Source organism: Ulvibacter litoralis (assembly GCF_900102055.1).
Lineage (GTDB): Bacteria > Bacteroidota > Bacteroidia > Flavobacteriales > Flavobacteriaceae > Ulvibacter > Ulvibacter litoralis.
On sequence record NZ_FNBA01000035.1, the window covers coordinates 1 to 2,969 of the forward strand.

General features: G+C 35.5%; 2 protein-coding genes. Both read left to right on the forward strand.

The window, feature by feature from the left end:
• A partial coding sequence (locus tag BLQ00_RS17235) for a T9SS type B sorting domain-containing protein (RefSeq protein ID WP_139149437.1) occupies positions 1-306 on the forward strand: 306 nt, incomplete at its 5' end.
• 222 nt (positions 307-528) lie between these two features.
• Positions 529-2,969, forward strand: a 2,441-nt coding sequence (locus BLQ00_RS17240) for a CARDB domain-containing protein (protein ID WP_139149459.1), incomplete at its 3' end; no start/stop codon positions are given.

Here is a 2,969-nt window from a genome sequence, read left to right on the forward strand (position 1 = left end):
AGAGGTTGTGGAAGTGTTACAATCGAGATTGGAGTGATTGACTATCCTAAGTTTATTACCCCGAATCAAGATGGGTATCACGATACTTGGAATATCATAGGAATTGCTTCCTTTGACCCTACAGCAAAAATCTACATATTTGACAGGTTTGGAAAACTCTTGAAACAAATTAGTCCGATAGGAGCTGGTTGGGATGGTACATATAATGGAAACGCATTACCTTCGAGTGATTATTGGTTCGTTGTAGAGTACACAGAACAAGATGTTCAAAAGGAATTTAAAGGACATTTTACACTGAAACGATAAACGTTCAGCAAGAAAAAAGATACGTAAGGACTAACTTACTATTTATGCTAAAACAAAACCCTCTTATCAATTGCGATAAGAGGGTTTTTTAATTATTTGTTAATGAAAACAGCTTTTTAATTGCTTCTATTAGCTTAAGTTGCTGTTTTGTGGGATGAACATGAAATAAAATGCTGTAATTTCATAAAATTTTCTTTATTTTATGCTATTAGAAAAATTGCTATGAAAAAAATACTACTTTTTTTGTTTTTGTGCCTTTCCTACGTGTCTCAAGGTCAAGAAATTCAACTCTTTCAACAATTTAATGGACAATACGATTTTACAGCTTTTGGGAATACATTAAATTTAGGTCCAAATGGACAAGGATCTGGACCTCCTTGTGATATTTTAACTGAGAGCAGTGCAGATTTATTACTATTACCAGGACAAACATTTGTTTCTGCACATTTATATTGGGCCGGTCATGGGAATGGTGATTTAAGTGTAAAGTTGAATGGGAATACAGTTACTGCGCAAAGAACCTTTGGTCTTACGTATAATGGGTTGCCTTATTTTGCTGCTTATGCCGATGTTTCTGGTATAGTAGCGCTTAATGGGAATGCAACCTATACACTGGCGGATTTAGATCTTACATCTGAAATTGCAGCGTATTGTGATAATACAAATTTTGGGGGTTGGGCCATTTATGTGATTTATGAAGACCCTACTTTAACCTTAAATCAAATCAGTTTATTTGATGGATTAGATTATGTTGCTTCAAACAAACCTTCCTTAGGAATCACCCTTACAAACATAGAAGTAGCTACAGACGACTTAGCTAAAATCGGTTTCCTTGCTTGGGAAGGAGAGTCTTTTTTAGCAAATAATGAAACTCTTCAGATTAATGGAAATTTAATTAGTAATCCGCCGCTAAATCCTGCAAACAATGCTTTCAATAATACGAATAGTTATACAAACTCTAGTGTTATGTGGAATATGGATTTAGATTATTATGATCTTCAGGACATTGTACAACCTGGAGATACAAGTATAAATATTGATCTTACTTCAAGCCAGGATTTTGTAATGGTAAATAATATAATTACCAGTGTAAATTCAGAAATACCTGATGCAACGATTGAAATAGATAATGTTGGTGTTTTATGTGAAAATAATGACATAGATGTAAATTACACTGTTTACAATGTAAATAGTACGGCGCCGCTGCCGTTAGGTACTCCTATTGCTTTTTATGCCAATGCTGTATTATTAGGGCAGACACAAACAGTTGCAGATATTCCTATTAACGGATCAGAAGCTGGAACGATAACGTTAAATATTCCTTTAGGGACTCCAGTCGTTTTTGATTTAATAGCTGTGGTAGATGATATTGGAAATGGAACAGGTATTGTTTCTGAAACTGATGAAACTAATAATGAATTTATTTTAGAAATAGACCTAGAACAAGCAGGTTTGGATCTTGGGCCAAATATTGAAAGTTGTGTTGGAATGACAGTTACTTTAGACACTGGGATTATCGATCCAAATTTTACATTTCAATGGTTTAGAAATGGGGTGCTGATTTCAGGAGCGACTGGACCTTCGGTAGGCGTTACAACCGATGGAACTTATACTGTGGAAGCTTTTGAAGGGGTTTGTTTTGTTTCAGGTTCTATAGACGTTCACTTTAATCCGCAACCTATAGCGAATCCACCTGTAAATTTATATCAGTGTGATGACGGTGTCAGTACTGGGTTTTTCGACTTAACTGAAAATGACGATGATATTTTAGGGGCTCAAGACCCTACATTATTTGTTATTAAATATTATGAAAGTTTCTTAGATAGTCAGAATGATGTAGGAGCTATAGCAGCACCTACATTTCATCAAATAGTAGCGCCATCTCCTCAGACTATTTATGTTCGTATTGAAGATAATTCAGGAACTTGTTTCGCACTTGAAGATTTTGAAATCTATTTTACAGTAGCCAATGCTGGAGTAATTCCTTCACCTTTCGATTTATGTGATCAAGATGAAGATGGTTCTGAGTCGATTAATCTTCCTTCGGAATTTGATTTATTTATACTGAATGGGGAAGATCCATTACAATATAATATCACGTATCATTTGAGTCAAGCGGAAGCTGATGCAAATACAGGAGCGTTACCTGTTCCTTACTTTGTTAACGTACCTGGTGAAACAATTTATGTTCGTCTTGAAAATATTGACGATGTTAGTTGTTATGATACAACACAAACAGTATTTATAAATGTGGACATTCCTCCTGTAGTAAATGGAGCGCCAGAGCCATTGGTAATTTGCGATGGTAATAATGATGGTTTTGCCTTTTTTACGTTGCACGATGCCGATGTTGATATTACTCTTGGCGATCCTGATTTAATTGTTACCTATCACCCAACACAATCGGATGCAGAGAACAATTTAAATGAATTGCTAGATCCGTATGCAAATGATGACCCTTATAACGATGTTGTTTTTGCACGTATCGAGAGCGTTTCAAATACATGTTACAATACGACTATTTTAAATTTGGAAGTCCGTAACACTCCTGAGATTGTAGCACCTGCTGACCCTTTGCGTTTGTGTGATTATGATACTCCAGGCGATGGATTAGAGGTTTTTGATTTAACGGTTGTTGAGCCAGAGGTTTTAGATGGTTCAGA